We start from the raw sequence: 18,484 nt of genomic DNA on the forward strand, positions 1-18,484 counted from the left end.
CATCCCCGACGAAACGGAGGATCCCGCCATGTCCGCAGCCCCGACCAAGCACCGCCCCTTCAAACCCACCGCGTTGCGCCGGGCCTCGGCCGGCTTGATGATGGTCGCTGCTGCCTTCGCCGCCGGCTGCACCACGCCGGGCGAAGAAACGGCGGCTGAGGCCGAGAAGCCCCAGCACATGGTGGCCGCCGCCAATCCCCTGGCGGCGGAAGCGGGCATGGCGATGCTGCGCGGGGGCGGCAGTGCGGTGGACGCCGCCATCGCCACCGCCATGGTGCTGAGCCTGGTGGAGCCGCAGTCCTCCGGCATCGGCGGCGGCGCCTTCCTGATGCACTACAACGGCACCGACCGCCGCGTCATGGCCTATGACGGGCGCGAGAACGCGCCGCAGGAGGCCGGGGAGGATCTGTTCCTCAAGCCCGACGGCGAGCCCATGGCCTTCTGGGACGCGGTGGTCGGCGGCCGTTCCGTCGGCACGCCGGGCCTGCTGCGCATGCTGGAGCTGGCCCATCAGGATCACGGCCGCCTGCCCTGGGCCGATCTCTTCGCCCCGGCCATCGACCTGGCCGAACGGGGCTTCGCCGTCTCCCCGCGGCTCCACGGCCTGGTCGCCAGGGACAAGTACCTCAAGCGCTATGAAGACACGGCGGCCTACTTCTACGATTCCGCCGGCGAGGCTCTCGCGGTGGGCACCCTGCGCAAGAACCAAGCCTTCGCCGATACCCTGCGCGCGGTGGCCGAAGGCGGGGCCGATGCCTTCTACAGCGGCCCCATCGCCGTCGACATCGTCAAGCAGGTGCGCGCCGCCGCCGGCAATCCGGGCGTCCTGAGCTACAGCGACCTGGCCCGCTACGAGGCCAAGCGGCGCAAGCCGCTCTGCGCCCCCTACCGCCAGTGGCAGGTCTGCGGCATGCCGCCGCCGACCTCCGGCGGGGTGGCGGTGTTGCAGATGCTGAGCTTCCTGGCGCCCTTCGACCTCGCCGCCCTGGAGCCGGCCTCGCCGGAGGCGATCCATCTGGTCGCCGAGGCCGGGCGGCTGGCCTTCGCCGACCGCAACCGCTTCCTCGCCGACAACGACTTCGTCGAGGTGCCCCTGGAAGCCCTGCTGGACCCGCAGTACCTGAAGGAGCGCGCGGCGCTGATTTCGCCGGAGCGGAGCCTGGGCAAGGCCCAGCCGGGCCTGGCGAGCCAGCAGGCCCACAGTCCGGCGCAGCTCAACCCGCCCTCCACCTCCCACCTCTCGGTGGTGGATCAGGAGGGCAACGCCGTCTCTATGACCGCCTCCATCGAAAGCGCCTTCGGCTCGCGCCTCATGGCCCGGGGGTTCCTGCTGAACAACGAGCTCACGGACTTCTCCTTCCGCCCCGCGGTGGAGGGCCGGGCGGTCGCCAACCGGGTGCAGGCGGGCAAGCGGCCGCGCAGTTCCATGTCCCCAACCCTGGTGCTGGACCGGCAGGGCCGCTTCGTCATGGCCATCGGCTCGCCCGGCGGCAGCCGCATCATCGGCTATACCGCCAAGGCCATCGTCGGCGCCCTGGACTGGAACCTCTCCATGCAGGAGGCAATCTCCCTGCCCAACTTCGTCAACCGCAATGGCGCCACCGACCTTGAGGAGGGGCAGGGGCTGGAGCCGGCGCAAGCGGCGCTGGAGGCCCTCGGCCACGAGGTGAAGATCCGCGGCCTGACCTCCGGCCTGCACGGCATCCGGCTGACGGAGCAGGGGTTGGAGGGCGGCGCCGACCCGCGGCGCGAAGGCGTGGTCCTCAGCGAGTAGTCCCGTTAGAGTATTGAGAACATGAGCGACCCTGCCCCCGCGTCTTCGGACGCCCAGCCTGGTTCGGACGCCCCGCCTGGCGACCAGACGCCCACGGCTCCATCGGCGCCGGCCGTTCTGGCCGGCGACGGCCTGCCGCAGATCACCCTGAAGCCCCACGGCGCCAAGCGGCTGCGCCGCGGCCACCCCTGGGTCTACTCCAACGAGGTGGAGATGAACGCCGCCGCCAAGGCGGTGCCGCCCGGCGGCCTGGTGGCACTGCACGACGGCGAGGGGAGCTATCAGGGCACCGCCTTTTTCAACCGCCACCCACTGATCGCCGCGCGCCTGCTGACCCGCAAGCGCGGCACCCGGATCGACCGCGATTTCCTCGCCGCGCGCCTGAAACGGGCGCTGACCATTCGCGACAAGCTCATCGGCAAGCCCTACTACCGGCTGGTCCATGCCGAGGCCGACGGCCTGCCGGGCCTCATCGTCGATCGCTTCGGCGATGCCCTGGCGGTGCAGGTCAACACCGCGGGCATGGAGCGGATGACCGGGGCGCTGATGGACGCCCTGGAGGCGGTGATCGCGCCGGCCACCGTGGTGCTGCGCAACGATGGCGCGGTGCGCGCCCTGGAGCACCTGCCCGAAAGCGTCGAGGTGGCCCGGGGCTCGCTCGACGGGCCACTGCCCCTGGAGGAGAACGGCGCCCGCTTCTTCGCCGACCTGGCCGGCGGCCAGAAGACCGGCTGGTTCTACGACCAGCGCGACAACCGGGCCTGGGCCACGGGCCTCGCCGAGGGCGCGACGGTGCTGGACTGCTACGCCTTCGCCGGCGGCTTTGCCGTGCAGGCTGCGCTGGCCGGCGCCGCCGCGGTGACGGCGGTGGACCGCTCCCAGGCCGCACTCGACCTGGCGGCCATGGCGGCGGAGGCCAACCGCGTTTCTGACCGTTGCCGCTTCGTCAAGGCGGAGATCTTCCAGGATCTGCAGCGCCGCGCCGCGGCGGGGGAACGCTACGACCTGGTGATCGTCGACCCGCCGGCCTTCGTGAAGTCGAAGAAGGACCTCGCGCAAGGCCTCAAGGGCTACCGCAAGATGACCCGCCTGGCCGCCGCCCTGGTCGAGAGAGGCGGCTATCTCGCCGCCGCCTCCTGCTCCCACCACGCCGACGTCGACAGCTTCGCCGGCCAGGTCCGCCGCGGCCTGCAGGACGCCGGCCGCAGCGCGCGCGTGCTGCGCACATCCGGCGCCGCCCCCGACCACCCGGTCCATCCCGCCCTGCCGGAAAGCGCCTACCTGAAAATGCAGTTCCTGGCCCTGGACTGAGGGCGCCCGACGCATCGGCGGATCGGGGAGACAATCGCCGGGGACGCTCGTCCCGGCGAAGACCGGCGGTGCAATTCCTGTGTCATCGGTGGTGGGGATCGGACGCTGTGATCGCGCAGACATAGTATGCGCTTGATGCTCGAGCGACCCGCGAGATTAGCGAGAAACATGCGTGTGCTCGGCAACCCTCGAAGCTCAGGACCTGCGCATGCGCATCGCCCGTCCGAAGATCCTCGGCCTGATGGCCATCGTGCTGGTCGCGGTCGTCGTCGCCGTTCCGCTGAAGATCCTTCTGCCCAATGACGCGGCCCGGCGGCCTCTTACAACGGGCGACGGTTTCGCCGAGGAGGATCTGGGAACGACCTATCACCTCTTCGATCTGGGGGTGGCGCGCATCGACGACGACGCGCTGCTCGACATCTTCACGGTCAATCACAGCTTTCGCCAGAGCATCCTGATCAACGACCGCAGAGACGGATATACCGACAAGATCGTCGCGCTGGGATTGGGTCAGAACCCGGACTTCCCGGGCCTCGGCCCCTCGGCCAGCGAACCGCTGCTGGATGGGCCCGGCCTTTATCTCTATTGGCACAAGTCCGCGCTGGTGGCGAAGGCCCATGGCCTCGATCCCGCGGAACCGGTCTCCGGCCGGATCGATCTGCCGCGCACCGTGGTGGTCGCCGGCGAGGGCGCCATGGCGTTCACCAGCGTCGAACGCGACCGCCGGCTGATTGTCGACTTCAAAGCGACGGGCAACGGCGCCCTGAGAATCGAGTCCAAGCGCTTCTACTTTCATCCCCTCATCACCCTGGATCCCGGCATCGCCCTTGAACGGGTCTTCGTCGGAACCGAAAGGCGTCATCCGGCCGGCCACGACTTCTCCCTGCTGCCGGGGCGCGACCGTCATGGCATGGCCTGGGCCGACCTCAATGGCGACGCCCGGAGCGACGTCTTCATCGCCCGCGGTGGCGGCAGTGGGCGCATGAAGGCGGACCCGGTCACGCGCAACGACGAGCTGCTTCTGAAACAGGGTCAGACCTTCACAGACGCGGCCAGCCGCGCGGGCATCGTCAAGGGCGTCTGCCCGGGCCGCAAGGTCGCGCTGGTCGATTTCGACGGCGACGGGCGCCTGGACATCCATACCGGCTGTGGCCGACACAACCCGCCGCGCCAGCGCCATCCCGATCAACTGCACCGCCAGCACGCCACGGGCCAGTTCCGGAACGTCTCGTCGTACCGCGGCCTCGCGGTTCCGGAGCAGGGCCAGTTCGTCTGGCTGGACGTCGAAGCCGACGGCGACATGGACCTGGTTTTCGCCGATCAGACAGCATTCTGGCTCTACCGCAACCACCGCGGCGACTTTGCCGCCGAGGAGATCGGGCGCCACCAGGGCTACATTTCTCAGCTCACCCTGGCCGACTTCGACCGGGATGGCGATCCGGACGTCTTCGCCGCTTCCAACTTGGGCAATGCCCTGCTGGTCAATCGGGAGGGCGGCTTTGAGGTTGCCGCGCCGGAGGCCCTCGGGCTGCCGGCGAGAAGCGAGACGGCGAGCTGGGTCGACAGCGACAACGACGGACTGGTCGACCTCCACAGCTTTCCCGACGGCCTCTTCCGGCAGCGGACCGACGGCGGCTTTTCCCGAACGGGCCAGCTTGCGCGCCGCTCCGACAGGCTCTACGGCGCCTTTCTCACCTGGTTCGACGCGGACAACGACGGGGATCGGGATCTGCTCTTGGCCGTCGAGGTGCCGCCGACCTCGATGCAGCGTGTTCAGCGCAAGGTAATGCAGCTCTTGGGCAGGGCAGCGGCGGATGAGCTCTTCACCCTTTCGGAGTGGCGGCTGAAGCTCTACCGGAACCCCGGCGGCGGGCACCACTGGCTGCAGGTTCGCCTGCAGGGCCCCACAGGCAACCTGCCGGCCATCGGCGCCAAGGTCGAGGTGGAGACAGCGGACGGCGTACAGCGCCAGCAGCTCGGCGAGGCCGAAGGCTCGCACCGCTCCCAGGGTCATTACCGGATGTACTTCGGACTGGGCGCAAACGACCGCGTCACGGCGGTGCGAGTCTACTGGCCGGGCGGGGCGATGCAGGAACTCAAGAACGTCGCCGCCGACCAGTTGCTGAGCATCGCCCAGGACCCGCCCTACGGGTCGTAGGGTTCCCGCTTCACGCCGCTCGTTCCCCCTAACTCGCCTTCTTGGCGCTGGGTTGGGCCTTGCTCTGTTCCATGAGGAGGTCTTGGACGAAAGAAGGGCATCTCCTTCGCAGACCGAGCCAATGAAGGGTTAGAAGAGGTGCTCCTTGGTCTCCTCAGGTCCATAGGCGCGTCACCTGCCGGCGCGGAACACGGATCAATCCAGCCGATAGAGATGGTATAGGTCAATGCAAGGTGAACCTGCAGCCCAAGCGAACGACAATGCGAAAACCTGCCTCGATGCGCGGCCTGGAGAATTTCGGGCGCGTGCGTCTCAGTGCGAACTTCTATATGCGCGACTTTCTCTATTCGGAGATCGCGGACTTCCACGGCATCCCGAATGTGCCGGATGACCCCGATCTCGCGATCTCGGCGGGCCGGCAACTCTGCCAAGAGCTCTTGGAGCCGCTGCAGGCGACCTTCGGGCGCGTTGCGGTGCGTGGGTCCTATCGCTCGGCCGCGGTCAACGGCTTCGGCAACGCCAATGGCATGAACTGCGCGCGTAACGATACCTCGGCCGCCTACCACATCTGGGATCGGCGCGACGGCAAGGGCCGGATGGGCGCGGCCGCCTGCATCGTCATCCCCTGGTTCGCCGACCGCTACGCCGAAGGGGCGGACTGGCGCGGACTGGCCTGGTGGATCCACGACCACCTGCCGTACTCGCACCTGCAGTTCTTTCCCAAGCTCGCGGCCTTCAACATCCAATGGCACGAAAAGCCGCTGCGCCGCATCGACAGCTTCATCCAGCCGCGCGGTTGCCTCACCAAACCGGGGATGCCCAACCAAACGGCCAGCCATGCAAAGTGGTACAGGGGCTTTCCAACGCTACAGGGGGTTTGACGCCGCGCCGCGATGCAACGCGCAAGTCTTCCAGTCGGCTGTCGAATCGCGACGCTTTGCCGGCTACACTGACCAAAGGTCCCGGGTGCCGGCGCGGACCGCGCAGCGGCTGGGCGTTGACCGTCACCAGACCACGGAACCATAGGTATCCGCGCATGCGCAAGACGCTGAAAATCCTTCATACGCTCGCCGCCTGCGGGCTGATCGGCGGTCTTGGCTGTTACATGATCCTGCTCGTAATCGCGCCGCAGGAGACGCCCGCCGCCTACGCAGACATGCGGCAATCCATCGCGGCAGTCAGCAGCTACGTCCTGGTTCCATCCCTTGGGGTTGCCCTTGTCTCCGGCTTGCTTTCCATGGCCATGCATCCCCCGTTCCTGGACAAGCGATGGGCCTGGCTGAAAGCGGTGATGGGCTTCATCCTGTTCAAGAGCGTGCTGATGGTCATCGACGCGAGGGCGGATCATGCCGCCGCCATCTCGCAGGAAGTTGCCGACGGCGCGCCCGTCGCAGAGACACTCGACACGGCGCTTGCCTCTGAGTGGTACGCGCTCGGCATCGTCATGGCATTGTCGGTCGCCAATGTCGTCGTGGGCATCTGGCGCCCGAGGCTGGCAAGACGGGAACAGGCCCGCGCCGCTGAACCGCTCGCCCGGACAGAAACCGCTCCCCTCAGCAACGAGCGCACCCGGCCGGCGGCCTGAAGCACCGGGCCCAGCGCCGGTTCTGCAGGCATTCCGACCCCGAGGGTCAAGAGCAAGAAGATCAAGGCTCAGACCGGACGCGGACGCTGGTTATCCGGCCTTGCGGGCCGCGGCTTGCGACTGGCCCTTGCTTTGTTCCATGGGGAGGACGAGGCGGAACAGGGTGCCGTCCTCGGTGGAGCGTTCCATGCGGATGTCGCCGCCGTGGGCGCGCATGATGTCGTGGGCGATGGAGAGGCCGAGGCCGGTTCCACCCTCCCGCGCCGAGCCGGTGAAGGGCTTGAAGAGATGCTCCTTGGCCTCTTCGGGCATGCCGGGGCCGTTGTCCTCAACATCGATGACCAGGAAGTTGCGCACCGGCCGGGCGACGATGTGGACCTCAGCGGCGCCGGCCTCCAGGGCGTTGCGGCCGAGGTTGGAGAAGACGCGGTAGAGCTGCTCGCGGTCGGCCTCCACGACGAAGCCGCGCTCGACCTCGTTGATCCAGCCGGCGCGGCCGACACCCACTCCGGCCAGCCCCTCGCGCACCTCGGTCATCAGGTCGCGCAGGTCGAAGCGGTTGAGGTCGAGATGGGCCGGCCCCTCCCTCGTGAACTGCAGGGTCTGGGCGCAGAGGTGCAGCGCCCGGTCGATGGCCCCCACCAGGGTCGGCGCCATGGAGCGCACGGCCGGGTCGCCGCTGCGCGCCAGGCGGTCGGAGATCAGGCTGGCGGTGGCCAGGATGTTGCGCAGGTCGTGGTTGACCTTGGTGACGGCAGCGCCCAGGGCGGCGAGGCGGGTCTTCTGCAAGAGGGCGGCGCGCAGCCCCTCCTGCATGGTCACCAGCTCGCGCTGGGCGATGCCGATCTCGTCGCTGCGGTCGGAGGGTGGCAGGGCGCCGGCCGCCACCTCCGGCTTCTCGCGGAAGGCGGCCATGCTGGCGGTGATGCGCAGCATCGGCCGCACCATGAGGAGGTGCAGGCTGAGGTAGACCAGGGCCGCGGTGAAGATGGAGATGCCGAGGGAGAGATTGAGGATGCGGTAGGAATAGTCGTACATGTCGCTGCGCATCGGCGCTTCGTCCAGCACGATCTCCACCAGCACCTGCGGGTCCTTGGGCGAGGGCCCAATGATGCGCAGCAGGCGGTTGTTCGGTGCCGCCAGCGCCACCACTGCATCGCCGATGAGGCCGAAGAAACTGGCTTCCCGCAGGTCATAGCTGGCGTCGATGGACTCCGGCCCCTCAACCATCAGCATCAGCTTGCCCTGGTCGGGCTTGGTGAGGGCGACCATGTAGGCGCCGACATGCTGCAGCAGTTCGGCCTCCAGGTCCTTGCTCACCATGTTGTCCGGCGTCGCCTCCAGGGCGAGGATCGAGAGGTGCGCCGCGGCCAGGCGTTCCTGCAGATAGACCAGGCGCATGCGGCCGATGGAGGGCGCGTAGATCAGCACCTCCGCCAGCATCACGAAGAAGATGGTCAGCAGCAGCAGCTTGGCCGAGAGGCTCTTGGTGAGCGGCGGCGGGCTCAGGCCGTTGCCCTGCAGTTTGGGGCCCAACATAACCATGGCTTATAGCACGGCGGTTTGGCCTAAGCGAATGGGGCCGGAGCGCGGCCCGACAGCGCCTTGCGGCCCTGTGAAGGGCGCTGCACCGATGCGGTCAGGCGCGCAAGTCGGCGAGAACAAGCAGGATGTGGGAAAGCGGGTCGGTGGGTGCGCCCGATCGGGCTGCGCCTTGGGGTCGTGCGGCCAGCGCAGACGCACCCACCAAGAAAAACCCTGCAGCAGCCTAGTTCTTGGCGGCGCAGGGATTGCAGGGGTTCTTCGGCGCGCAGGGATTGCAAGGATTGCTGGCCGCGCAGGGATTGCAGGGGTTGCAAGCCGGCTTCAGCAGCTTGGCCGCGCAGGGGTTGCAGGCGCCGCAGGCGGGCTTGGCCGCACAGGGGTTACAGGCGGCAATCTGCACCGAGGTATCGGCGGCGTTGGCTGCGGCGAGCGGCAGAGCAACCGCACCAGCGGACACGGTGGCAACGCTCAGCGCAACGAGGGTCTTCTTCAGCATGATTTTCTATGCCTCCAAGATTGATCGGTCTCAGGCGGCGCCTCGAAGGCACCTTACGATCCGGCGGGCCGCCGATTGGGGCCGGTGACTGCCGGTGCCCAAGAGAATGGTCGGCAGCCCGATCAAACTCGAATCACGCTGCAGCGATCTGCTTCAACTTTCTGTGAAAAAAGGACCTTTTCCGGTCACAGGGCCGTGCAGGCCCGCGCGGCTGGACGGTTAACCCTCCTTGCGCGCCTTCAGTTTCTTGTAGATCACGGGGATCACCGCCAGCACCGCCAGACCCAGGATCGGCGCCAGGAACTGCGGCTGGAAGATGGTCCCGAGGTCCGGCACCTCGCCGCGGTCGAAGATGGCGCCCAGGCCGTTGCCAACCAGGGAATAGACGAAGGTCCCGGGAATGATGCCGATGAAGGTGCCGATCACATAAACCCGCAGAGGCACCCCCAGGAATGCCGGCACCAGGTTGACGACGAAGAAGGGAAACAGTGGCACCAGACGTAGCACCAGCAGGTAGTTGAGGGCGTTCTCCTTGAAGCCGGCCTCCATCTTCTGGATGGCCGCACCGGCCTTGGCCCGCAGCAGGTCGGCAAAAGCGTAACGGGCGGCCAGGAACAGCGCGCAGGCCCCCAACGTCGCCCCCACCACCACATAGCAGGTGCCGATAAAGGGCCCGAAGAGGAACCCGGCGGTGATGGTGAGGATGGCGCCGCCGGGAATGGAGAAGGCTGCGACCAGCGCGTAGACCGCCATGAAGCCGAGGCCGGCGAGGATCCCGTACTGGGCCACCAGATCGAGAAGATTGGCCCGGTTTTCCTTCAGAACGTCGAAGCTGACGTATTTGTGCCAGCCGAGGAGAAAGAACGCCGCGAGCCCCGCGACCAGGATCAAGATCGGCACGAAACGGCCGATGGAGCCGCCCTTCTTGGCGCTTTCGGAGCTGGGATCTGTCATACGCTGTCTTTCGGGAAGTCTCCGGCGATCCTTGTCACTGCTCCGGCCCAGTCGGTAGCCGGAACATGGTTAACCGCGTGTTAACACAGGCCCTTTTTCAGGGCTGCGGCGGGCGATCGGGTTCGCTGGGGGAGCGGCGCAAATCCGAGCACATCAGCGGTTTTAGCGGCTGGGCGGGTCACCGACCAGTCACCAAGGTGTGAGGGTCCCGCCGCCGGCCCCCAGGAGGCTCGCCGGATGGGCCGCGCCGCCGCCACGCCGCCGCCAACACCGACGGGGGAAAAGAATAGCCCGGCCCCGGGCCTTGCGGTCGTTGACAGAGCCGGGGGCCGCCCTTATACAGCCCCGTCAATTCAAGAGTCAGCCTGGTACTGGAGTACTGTCGTGAAGCGCACTTATCAGCCCTCTGTGCTGGTCCGCAAGCGCCGTCACGGGTTCCGCGCGCGCAAGGGAACCGTGGGCGGGCGTCGCGTACTGGCGCGTCGGCGTGCCAAAGGCCGCAAGCGCCTTTCCGCCTAGGGTGTCGTGATGCCGACCGTTGGGCGGCTCAAGACACGTCCTCAATTCCTCAGGGTCGCCGCGGCCAAGCGCAAATGGGTCACGCCCGGCCTCATCCTGCAAGCAGCAAGGCGCCAGCACGGAACCGACCGGGCGGCGCCTGATCTGCCTGCGGCTGGCCGGACGCCGGAGGCAACCCCGGACGAACCGGAGGTGCGCGTCGGCTTCACGGTGACCCGCCGGGTCGGCAACGCCGTCACCCGCAACCGGGTGAAGCGCCGGCTGAGGGCGGCGGCCGCGGAAGTCTTTCCGCGTGTCGGGCGCGACGGCACGGACTATGTTGTGATCGGGCGCAGCGTCACCCTGGTGCGGCCCTATGAGAAGCTGCTTCAGGATCTGGAGCAGGCGGTCGTCAAACTGGACGGCAAGGCCAGAAACAGGGCCGGGGACAAAGCCCGTGGCGGGGCGCAAGGCGGGGCCCGCAGAGGCAGGTCGAAGGAGGCATCCCAATGAGGCTGGTCAGCCTCTTGCTGTTGGTCCTGATCCGGGGATACCAGGTGCTGGTCTCGCCGTTCTTCCCGCCGTCCTGCCGCTACTGGCCCTCCTGCTCCGAATACGCGCGCCAGGCGGTCGCCGTCCATGGCCCCACCAGGGGGACCTGGCTGACCCTGCGGCGCCTGCTGCGCTGCCACCCCTGGGGCGGCTGGGGCTACGACCCCGTCCCCGAGCCGCAGCCGGAGACGAACTCCGTTCACACCGGCCCCGCACGGACCGCCCCCGTACAGGCCGCCTATTCCGCAAAATCCGCCGCCGGGCTTGGCCTTTGCCCCGGTTGTCGCCATCTAGATGAACAATCGGGCCGCTGAGGCCTGCCCCCGGGAGCTCTTCACGACCTATGGAACAGCGCAACCTTCTTCTGGCGATCGTCCTCTCGGTGGCCATCCTGTTCGGCTTCCAGCTGCTGTTCCCGCCGCAGGTGCCGCAGACGCCGACGGAGCCGGTCGAACAGAGCCAGGACAGCACGCCGACCTTCGAGGGCAGCGTTCCAGGCGTGGCGGGCACCGCGGTGCCCGCGGCCGACGCCCGCGAAGAGGTGATCGGCGCCAGCCCCCGGATCGAGATCAATACCGACAAGCTAAGCGGCTCCATCGCGCTGCGCGGGGCCAAGCTCGACGACCTGGTGCTGAAGCAGTTCCGCGAAACGCTGGAGCCGGACAGCCCGCAGATCACCTACCTCTCACCGGAGGGCTCGCCCAAGCCCTATTTCGCCCGCTTCGGCTGGGCCGCCAGCGCCAACAGCAAGGTCACCCTGCCCGACATCAACACGCTTTGGGAAAGCAGCGGCACGCTGACCGAAAACACGCCCGTGACCCTGCGCTGGAACAACGGCGAGGGCCTGACCTTCGAACAGGTCATCGCCGTCGACGACCAGTACCTCTTCACCGTGACCCAGCGGGTGGTGAACGACAGCGGCGACGAGATCCAGTTGGCGCCTTTCGGCCTGGTCTCCCGCATCGACACGCCGCAGATCCTCGGCTTCTTCATCCTCCATGAGGGCCCGCTCGGCGTCTTCGACGAGACCCTGAAGGAGGTCGACTACAGCGACCTGAAGGACGACTACGAGGGCCGCGACGTCATCATCGACACGCCGACCACCGGCGGCTGGATCGGCATCACCGACAAGTACTGGCTGGCGGCGCTGATCCCGGACCAGGAAAAGCCGGTCAAGACCCGCTTCGTCTACAACCAGCGCCAGGGCCGCGATCACTACCAGACCGACCTTATCTATGACGCCGTGGCGATCCCTTCCGGCGCCAGTGCCGAAACCACCAACCGGCTCTTCGCCGGCGCCAAGGAAGTGGTCCAGCTCGACGAGTACCGGGACGAGAACGGCATCGTCAACTTCGACCTGGCGGTCGACTTCGGCTGGTTCTACTTCCTCACCAAGCCGCTGTTCTATGCCCTGCACTGGCTGAACGCCGAGGTCGGGAACTTCGGCGTCGCCATCCTGATCCTCACGGTGGCCATCAAGCTGGTGTTCTTCCCGCTGGCCAACAAGTCCTACCGGTCCATGGCCAAGATGCGCAAGCTGCAGCCGCAGATGCTGGAGTTGCGCGAACGCTTCGCCGAGGACAAGCAGCGCCTCAATCAGGAAATGATGGCGCTCTACAAGCGCGAGGGCGCCAACCCGCTCTCCGGCTGCCTGCCGATCCTTGTCCAGATCCCGGTGTTCTTCGCCCTCTACAAGGTGATGTTCGTCACCATCGAGATGCGTCACGCCCCCTTCTTCGGCTGGATCAAGGACCTCTCGGCGCAGGACCCGACCTCGATCCTCAACGGCTTCGGCATGCTGCCCTGGGACGCGCCTGATCTGGGCCTGCTCAATCTGCTGAACATCGGCGTCTGGCCGCTGCTGATGGGCATCTCCATGTTCCTGCAGCAGAAGCTGAACCCGCAGCCGCCGGACCCGGTGCAGGCCAAGATCTTCCTGATGATGCCGATCATGTTCACCTTCCTGCTGGCCACCTTCCCGGCGGGACTGGTGGTCTACTGGACCTGGAACAACATCCTCTCCATGGCCCAGCAGGCGATCATCATGAAGCGCGCCGGGGTGCCCCTGGGCGGCGGCCAGCCGAAGCCGACGAGCTAGAGCAGCTTCGGCTTACGACGGATCGGTTCGAACTCTTGATGCCGCGCGACCATGACAGGCGACACCCAAAGCGACAGACCGCCGGACGGGGAGGCAGCGGACCAAACCGCCCCTGAAGCCCGATCCCTGGAGGCGGGGCGCCTGCTGTTCTCGCGGCCCTGCAACTTTCTGATATCCGCCGCCGACGAGGCCCAGCTTCCCGCCTTCGGCCGCAACGAGGTCGCCTTCGCCGGGCGGTCCAACGTCGGCAAGTCGAGCCTGATGAACGCGCTGACCGGGCACAAGACCCTGGCCCGGACCTCCAACACCCCGGGGCGTACGCGGCTGCTCAATTTCTTCGATCTGGACAGCCGGCTGATTCTCGTCGACCTGCCGGGCTACGGCTATGCCCGCGCCTCCAAGACCGACATCGCCCGCTGGACCAAGCTGACCCGCGGCTATCTGAAGGGCCGGGCCGAGCTGCGCCGGGTCTGCCTGCTGGTGGACTCCCGCCACGGGCTGAAGTCCAGCGATCGCCAAGTCATGGACGAACTGGACCAGGCCGCCGTCTCCTACCAGGTCGTCCTGACCAAGGCCGACAAGATGAAGCCCGGGCCGCTGGCCCGCATGGTCGCGGAGACCGGCCGGGCGCTGGCCCAGCGGCCGGCGGCCCACCCCGACTGCCTGGTGACCTCCGCACAGACCGGCGCCGGTATCCCCGAACTGCGCGCCGCCCTGGCGGCGCTGGCCGAACCGCCCGGCGCGGAGTAGAGTGGCGCCGGCCTCAGCCGGTCCGGGGCAAGGCCCTGGGCAAGGGATCGGGCCCCGCCCGGAGGCCGGAGAAAACAAAAAAGCAGACAGCACTCACATGAACCGCAAGAACATCAGCGACACCAAGCACTGGCTGCGCACGGCCCGGACCATCACCGAGGCCCTGCCCTTCATGCGCCGTTATTCCGGCAGGACCTTCGTCATCAAGTACGGCGGCCATGCCATGGTGGACGCGGAGCTGTCCTCGCTCTTTGCCAGCGATATCGTTCTGCTGAAACAAGTCGGCGTGAACCCCATCGTGGTCCACGGCGGCGGCCCGCAGATCGGCCGCATGCTGGAACGGCTGGAGGTCAAGAGCGAGTTCGTCGACGGCCTCAGGGTGACCGATGCCAAGACCGTCGAGGTGGTGGAGATGGTGCTCTCCGGCACCATCAACAAGTCCATCGTCAGCGCCATCAACGCCGCCGGCGGGCGCGCCGTGGGCATCTCCGGCAAGGACGGCAATCTGATCCAGGCGCGCAAAGTGCAACGCAGCACCGTCGACCCGGACTCCAACATCGAGAAAGTGCTGGACCTCGGCTTCGTCGGCGAGCCCAGCATGGTCGATCCCAAGGTTCTGACCTCGCTGCAGAGCTCCGGCCTGATTCCCGTGATCGCCCCCATCGGCGTCGGCCCAAACGGCGAGACCTACAACATCAATGCCGACACCGTCGCCGGCGCCGTGGCCTCGGCCACCGGCGCGTCACGCCTGCTGATGCTGACCGACGTGGTGGGCGTGCTCGACAAGGCCGGCGAGCTGCTGACGGACCTGACCGTTCAACAGGTCGAAGCGCTGAAGGCGAACGGCACCATCTCCGGCGGCATGATCCCGAAGCTCGAGACCTGCGCCAAGGCGGTGGACAACGGGGTGGAGGCCGCGGTCATCCTCGACGGGCGCCTGCCCCACTCCATGCTGCTGGAGATCTTCACCGGGGGCGGCATCGGCACCTTGATCGGGCGCTAAGGGCATCGGCCGCCTAGAGGAGCGGCCCGATCACTCGGCGAGGCTGGCGAAGAAGTCGAGCTGCCACTGCATTTCCTCCGGTGACAACGGGAACTCGACCCCGTTGCGGGCATGCAGGGTCTTGTTGGGCGGGATGCCGCCCATGTGGGTCTGCAGCCGCAAGGACATGCGCATGCTGCAGCCGGCCCGCCAGCAGAGCGCGGTGATGCCCTTTGCGGAATGGCCCTTCAGAATGCGGTCGACGAGATCGACCTCGACCTTCGCCCGCAGGGCCAGGGCGTGGCGCACGAAGTCGCGGCGGCCGGCGAGGATCGCATCGCCGATGACCTCGCTGTTGAGAGCGTTCTCCTTGAACAGCTTGCGGGCCTCGTCCTCGTCGGAGACCTTGGGCGCAGCCTCCTCGACCTGCCCCTCGTTCATGCGCCGACGCACCTCCTTGGCGACGGCATCCGCGGTCGCCTTGTCGATGTCATCGCGCTTCTTCAGCTTCTCCAGCAGCGATTCGGCCACCAGGGAGGCCAGCTTGCGCACGGCCTTGGCCGGCAACACAGGGCGCTCCACCAGGGGCTTCTGCCAGGAGGTCTCCGCCTCCGACCCGTCGATCAGGGCGTCCAGGGTCTCTTCGCGGATTTGGGCCGAATCGTTGGCCAGCAGTTCGGCGATGGCCTTGCGGTCGTCGCGCTGCACGATGGCATCGGACACCCGCTCGCCGACCTGGTCGCGGCGCGAGATGGCGCAGAGCCGGGCACTGGCAGCGCTGCTGGCGATGATGTCGAGCAGGTCCTCGTCGCTGAGCAGCGGCGAGAATTCCAGCACCGGGCAGGCGACCACGTCCTCGACGTCGCGCGCCAGGCTCTGGATCACCTGGGGCGGTGCGTCGGCAACGGACTTGAGGGCTTCGGCCAGGATCTGGCGAACCTGGGTGGTCTGGTCCTTGGCCAGGACCTCCAGGGTTTCCTCGACGAAGCGCTGAACCTTTTCCTGGTCGTCCTTGTCCTCTTTCTTGGTCAGCTCGGCGACCTTGGTGGCAAGCTGGGCGCGGACCTGCTCGTCCTTGTCCCGCGCCAGGATCAGGTCGGCCTGCCGCGGCGTCTGTTCGTTGGCGGCTATGCGCCGGCGGACCTCCGAGGAGGGGTCCTGCGAGAGATAGTAGAGCAGCTCGGGCCGCAGATCCGTGCGCGAAGCCAGGTCGGCGCGGTCCTTGTCCGAGCCGTTCTCGGCCATGCGTTTGCTCTCCTCGTAGGAGAGGTTGGCCTGGGACTTGGCGCGCAGGAGACCGAAAACCATCAGGCGCCTGCCTTGCGCCGCTCATAGGCGGACGCGATGTTCAGACTGTGCTTGCCCGCGCGCTTGGCGCCGTACATCGCTTCATCGGCGCGGCACATCAGGGACTGCAGCGTCTCGCCCTTCCTGGGCTCGTGAATCGCGATCCCCAGGGAGAAGCCGAGCAAGTGATCGGCATCGCCGGAGAAGCCGCGCAGGCGTTCCGCCAGCTTCAGCAGCTTGGCGCCCTTGCGCCCGGCACTGGCCTCGTCCATATCGATCATGAAGAGGGCGAACTCGTCCCCGCCGAGGCGGGCGGCGAGATCGCCGGCGCGGCTCTCTTCGCGCAACAGGCTGGCGACTTCCAACAGCGCCTCGTCGCCGCGCTGGTGACCGTGGGTATCGTTCACCTGCTTGAAGTTATCCAGGTCGACGTAGAACAGGGCCGCGGGGCCATCGCCGCCGCCTTCCTCCGCAAAACGTTTTTCCAGCTTTTCGACGAAGGCGCGGCGGTTGTCGAGGCCAGTCAGATGGTCGGTCATGGAGAGGACCTCCATTTCCGTCTGCCGCGCCAACTGTTCGATGGCCAGGCCGACCTGGCCGGAGATGTTGTCCAGGAGGCTGCGGTCCTCCGCGCTCCAGGGGTGGCCGCCCGCCGTCCGCCAGACGCAGAGCAGGCCGTTGGCCTGGTCGCGGAACGCGGTCGCGCGGACCAGAACCGAGCCGCTGCTGCGCTCGATCTCCGCCGCCGGTTTCTCCAGCGACAGCAGCTCGGCCAGCGCCGCCAGGTCGTCGGAGTCCGCGGTCTTGCCGGCCTGTGCCAGGGCCTGCCCCAGTTGGCCGTCGGCCAGGCCGTGGATCGAGATCCCGGAGAGCGCCAGGGCCGGCAGCAAGGCCTCGGCGGTGGCCGCCAGCATGCGCGCCGGCTCCAGTTCGCGGCGCACCATGTTCACGATGTAGGAGAACAGGCGCTCGCGGTTCTGGGCCTCAGCCAGATTGGCCTCATGGCAGCGCAGCTCGGTCACGTCGCGGCAGACGCCCCGGGCGCCGACCCAGCCGCTCTCGGAGGTCAGCGGCAACACCGTGGAGAGCAGACAGACGCTCTCGCCGGCGGCGTCGCGCACCCACATCTCCGCCGCGTCGACGGACTCGCGGGCGGAGAAGGGGCACTTGTCCTTGAAGGTGTTGTCCAACAGCAGGTCGTGGGCGTGGCTGCCCACCAGCTCGTTGGCCGAGTAGCCCAGGGCCCCGCGCGGCGAGACGAAAACGAAGCGCCCCTCGCGGTCGGTTTCCCAGGCAAAGTCGTTGGAGATCTCCACCAGGTCCTTGTAGCGCTGACGCGATTCCACCAGGGCGGCGCGCAGGCTGCGCTCCAGGGTGACGTCGCGGCCCAGCAGCAGGGCCGCCGCCCCTTCGCTCCAGGGCGTGACCGTGACGTCGAAGGCCCGCTCCACCGGCTTGCCCGCCTCGACGGCGGTGACGATCAGGGGGTTCACCTGCGCGGCGGTGCCCATGATGGCCGCGCGCACGGCTTCGCGCAGCTCCTCGTTGCCCGCCGCCTTCAATTGCTGGGCGATGGGCTCGGCCTGCTCGTTGGCATGAAGGACGATGCCGTTGTGGCCGGCCAGCAGGACCGCGCCGGGATAGAACTCCAAGGCACCACCGGCGCCCATCAGCGACAGCGGGGAGGCCTCTTCGAGGATCCGCTCGCCGCTGTTCTGCTGGTCTTTGTCCTGCTCGGGGCCGCTCGCCGCCGGCGACCTGGCCATGGGTCCCCCTCTCGGACGAAGTGATCTATTCGAGGGGTCAAAGTGCGCCATCTGCCGTTAAGATGCGCTTAAGTACGCGTGTCAATTAAGGCAAAGGGACATCTACTTGCGGTTTGGCTGTCCGAACTGCTTGTCCGGGCCGATCTTTACCTTCCGCTAACCAGTCGGATCGCCTGCCGGGTAGCGGTTTTCGGGGGCGCGGCAGCCGACTGGCGGAGATTGACAGGCCAGCGTGCCTCCCGCATGGTCCGCGGCGCAGAATTCATCCAGCTTCCGCCTGAACCAAACCGCAGGACTCCATGCAAGCAGACGATCTGAAGGGCATCATCGAGGATGCCTGGGAAACCCGTGACAGCGTCAACACAGGCACCGGCGGGGCGGTCCGCGAGGCCGTCACCGAAGCCCTCGCCGGCCTCGATTCCGGCAGCTTCCGCGTGGCCGAGAAGGGCGCCGAGGGCTGGCATGTGAACCAGTGGCTGAAGAAGGCGGTCCTGCTGTCGTTTCGTTTGAACGACATGACCACCATCGCCGGCGGCCCCGGCGAGTCGACCCGCTGGTGGGACAAGGTGCCGTCGAAGTTCGAGGGCTGGGGCGAGAACCGTTTCCGCGAGGCCGGCTTCCGCGCGGTGCCCAACTGCACGGTGCGCCACTCCGCCTACATCGCACCGGGGGTCGTGCTGATGCCGAGCTTCGTGAACCTGGGGGCCTATGTGGACAGCGGCACCATG

At 67.6% G+C, this 18,484-nt stretch carries 16 protein-coding genes and 1 pseudogene; 12 read left to right on the forward strand and 5 right to left on the reverse strand.

Annotated features, from left to right (window positions below):
- The first annotated feature begins 28 nt into the window (after positions 1 to 28).
- The 5 genes from ggt to Q0996_RS19515 all read left to right on the forward strand — a co-directional run bounded on the left by ggt (position 29) and on the right by Q0996_RS19515 (position 6,828).
- On the forward strand, positions 29 to 1,774 hold the full coding sequence (ggt, locus tag Q0996_RS19495) for a gamma-glutamyltransferase (RefSeq protein ID WP_299623652.1): 1,746 nt from the start codon (positions 29 to 31) through the stop codon (positions 1,772 to 1,774).
- Positions 1,775 to 1,795: 21 nt separating this feature from the next.
- The gene (locus tag Q0996_RS19500) at positions 1,796 to 3,085 is read left to right on the forward strand and encodes a class I SAM-dependent rRNA methyltransferase (RefSeq protein ID WP_299623655.1); all 1,290 of its coding nucleotides are present in this window, start codon (positions 1,796 to 1,798) and stop codon (positions 3,083 to 3,085) included.
- Positions 3,086 to 3,257: 172 nt separating this feature from the next.
- Positions 3,258 to 5,243: a CRTAC1 family protein gene (locus Q0996_RS19505; RefSeq protein WP_299623658.1), complete on the forward strand. Its 1,986-nt coding sequence runs from the start codon at positions 3,258 to 3,260 to the stop codon at positions 5,241 to 5,243.
- Positions 5,244 to 5,503: 260 nt separating this feature from the next.
- Complete coding sequence (locus Q0996_RS19510; RefSeq protein WP_299623660.1) at positions 5,504 to 6,124, forward strand: hypothetical protein; 621 nt, start codon at positions 5,504 to 5,506, stop codon at positions 6,122 to 6,124.
- Positions 6,125 to 6,279: 155 nt separating this feature from the next.
- A complete protein-coding gene (locus Q0996_RS19515) occupies positions 6,280 to 6,828 on the forward strand; it encodes a DUF2269 family protein (RefSeq protein ID WP_299623663.1) in 549 nt (182 codons plus the stop codon).
- Between the two features lie 90 nt (positions 6,829 to 6,918).
- On the opposite strand, the gene Q0996_RS19520 is transcribed toward Q0996_RS19515, so the two are convergent.
- The 3 genes from Q0996_RS19520 to Q0996_RS19530 all read right to left on the reverse strand — a co-directional run bounded on the left by Q0996_RS19520 (position 6,919) and on the right by Q0996_RS19530 (position 9,823).
- Entirely contained in the window at positions 6,919 to 8,367 is a 1,449-nt protein-coding gene (locus Q0996_RS19520; RefSeq protein ID WP_299623666.1) for a HAMP domain-containing sensor histidine kinase, read from the reverse strand.
- A gap of 229 nt (positions 8,368 to 8,596) precedes the next feature.
- Entirely contained in the window at positions 8,597 to 8,869 is a 273-nt protein-coding gene (locus Q0996_RS19525) for a hypothetical protein (protein ID WP_299623669.1), read from the reverse strand.
- A 219-nt stretch (positions 8,870 to 9,088) separates the two neighbouring features.
- Positions 9,089 to 9,823 carry a TVP38/TMEM64 family protein gene (locus Q0996_RS19530; protein ID WP_299623672.1) on the reverse strand — a complete coding sequence of 245 codons (735 nt, stop codon included), beginning with the start codon at positions 9,821 to 9,823 and terminating at the stop codon, positions 9,089 to 9,091.
- Between the two features lie 384 nt (positions 9,824 to 10,207).
- On the opposite strand from Q0996_RS19530, the gene rpmH reads away from it, so the two are divergent.
- From rpmH to argB, 6 genes are all read left to right on the forward strand, one after another.
- Positions 10,208 to 10,342, forward strand: a complete 135-nt coding sequence (gene rpmH, locus Q0996_RS19535) for a 50S ribosomal protein L34 (RefSeq protein WP_167228744.1) — start codon at positions 10,208 to 10,210, stop codon at positions 10,340 to 10,342.
- Between the two features lie 9 nt (positions 10,343 to 10,351).
- Positions 10,352 to 10,834 (forward strand): ribonuclease P protein component, encoded by a 483-nt coding sequence (gene rnpA, locus Q0996_RS19540; RefSeq protein ID WP_299623678.1) that lies wholly within the window; start codon positions 10,352 to 10,354, stop codon positions 10,832 to 10,834.
- On the forward strand, positions 10,831 to 11,187 hold the full coding sequence (gene yidD, locus Q0996_RS19545) for a membrane protein insertion efficiency factor YidD (protein WP_299623681.1): 357 nt from the start codon (positions 10,831 to 10,833) through the stop codon (positions 11,185 to 11,187). The genes rnpA and yidD overlap by 4 nt, the downstream gene beginning before the upstream one ends.
- A gap of 29 nt (positions 11,188 to 11,216) precedes the next feature.
- Positions 11,217 to 12,971 (forward strand): membrane protein insertase YidC, encoded by a 1,755-nt coding sequence (yidC, locus tag Q0996_RS19550; protein ID WP_299623684.1) that lies wholly within the window; start codon positions 11,217 to 11,219, stop codon positions 12,969 to 12,971.
- Between the two features lie 51 nt (positions 12,972 to 13,022).
- Positions 13,023 to 13,721, forward strand: a complete 699-nt coding sequence (gene yihA / locus Q0996_RS19555; RefSeq protein ID WP_299623687.1) for a ribosome biogenesis GTP-binding protein YihA/YsxC — start codon at positions 13,023 to 13,025, stop codon at positions 13,719 to 13,721.
- Positions 13,722 to 13,818: 97 nt separating this feature from the next.
- Positions 13,819 to 14,724 (forward strand): acetylglutamate kinase, encoded by a 906-nt coding sequence (argB, locus tag Q0996_RS19560; protein WP_299623690.1) that lies wholly within the window; start codon positions 13,819 to 13,821, stop codon positions 14,722 to 14,724.
- Between the two features lie 30 nt (positions 14,725 to 14,754).
- Here the strand turns inward: argB and Q0996_RS19565 are convergent, their stop codons facing one another.
- Positions 14,755 to 16,011: a DUF2336 domain-containing protein gene (locus Q0996_RS19565; protein WP_299623692.1), complete on the reverse strand. Its 1,257-nt coding sequence runs from the start codon at positions 16,009 to 16,011 to the stop codon at positions 14,755 to 14,757.
- Complete coding sequence (locus tag Q0996_RS19570) at positions 16,011 to 17,756, reverse strand: diguanylate cyclase (protein ID WP_299623695.1); 1,746 nt, start codon at positions 17,754 to 17,756, stop codon at positions 16,011 to 16,013. The genes Q0996_RS19565 and Q0996_RS19570 overlap by 1 nt, the downstream gene beginning before the upstream one ends.
- 299 nt (positions 17,757 to 18,055) lie before the next feature.
- Between Q0996_RS19570 and Q0996_RS19575 the strand changes: the two are divergent.
- A pseudogene (locus Q0996_RS19575) lies at positions 18,056 to 18,484 on the forward strand (2,3,4,5-tetrahydropyridine-2,6-dicarboxylate N-succinyltransferase); the annotation flags it as partial.

Source organism: Pelagibius sp., assembly GCF_028289705.1.
In the GTDB taxonomy this organism is placed as follows: domain Bacteria; phylum Pseudomonadota; class Alphaproteobacteria; order Kiloniellales; family Kiloniellaceae; genus Pelagibius.